This is a genomic window from Massilia sp. TSP1-1-2 (assembly GCF_049896185.1).
Lineage (GTDB): Bacteria > Pseudomonadota > Gammaproteobacteria > Burkholderiales > Burkholderiaceae_D > Telluria_A.
Window position 1 is genome coordinate 1 of record NZ_JAFCTU010000173.1, and the last position, 702, is coordinate 702.

Consider the following 702-nt stretch of genomic DNA (forward strand, 5'->3'; position numbering starts at 1 on the left):
ATGGTCCCGGTTTCGTCGTCCTTCGACTTCGCCACGCTCCACTCGCGGCGGCTGTCGGTCCGGGTCACTTCAATGGCACCATCAAGCGCGGCATACAGGCTGCTATGGCCCCGCAAGCCTTTTGTGGTGTCCTTGCCTGTGTGATGCACCAGCAGCACCAGCCCCCCGGTAAGGTTCTGCAATCGCTTGGCGGCTGTAATGATGTTCCCCATATCGACGGATGAATTTTCATCGGCACCCGGCGAGGCGCGGTTCAGCGTGTCGAGAATCACCAGGCCACCAGCACCACCGGCCACTTGCACGGCTTTGGCAAGGTCGGCTACGTCGCCCCCATCCAGCAGGTCTACCGGCTGAGTGATGAATCGCAGGCAGGCGGGCACTGGCTTCTTGTTGTGCAGGCTCCAAGCGTTGACCCGCTTGCCCATTCCGGCTTCACCTTCCAGTGCGCAGTACGTCACCGGGCATTGCGTCACGCGGCGGCCAAACCAATCGTATGCACCACCGGCCACCGCTGCGGCCACGTCCAGCACCAGAAACGACTTACCGGAACCACTCGGCCCGTACAGCGCGGCCAGCCCATCAAGCGGCAGCACACCACGCACCATCCAGCGCATCGGCGGCGCGGCGCATAGGTCGGCTGGTAGACGGCAAGCTGGTGGCCGAGGCCGAGCTGGCGTTTGCCTTTGCCAAGGTCACCAACCC

At 63.7% G+C, this 702-nt stretch carries 1 protein-coding gene; it reads right to left on the reverse strand.

Annotation, left to right across the window (positions count from 1 at the left end; translation table 11 throughout):
• Positions 1-614 (reverse strand): AAA family ATPase (locus tag ACP7BV_RS27545; RefSeq protein ID WP_426108094.1); only part of this gene is annotated, 614 nt, incomplete at its 3' end.
• Positions 615-702 lie beyond the last annotated feature (88 nt).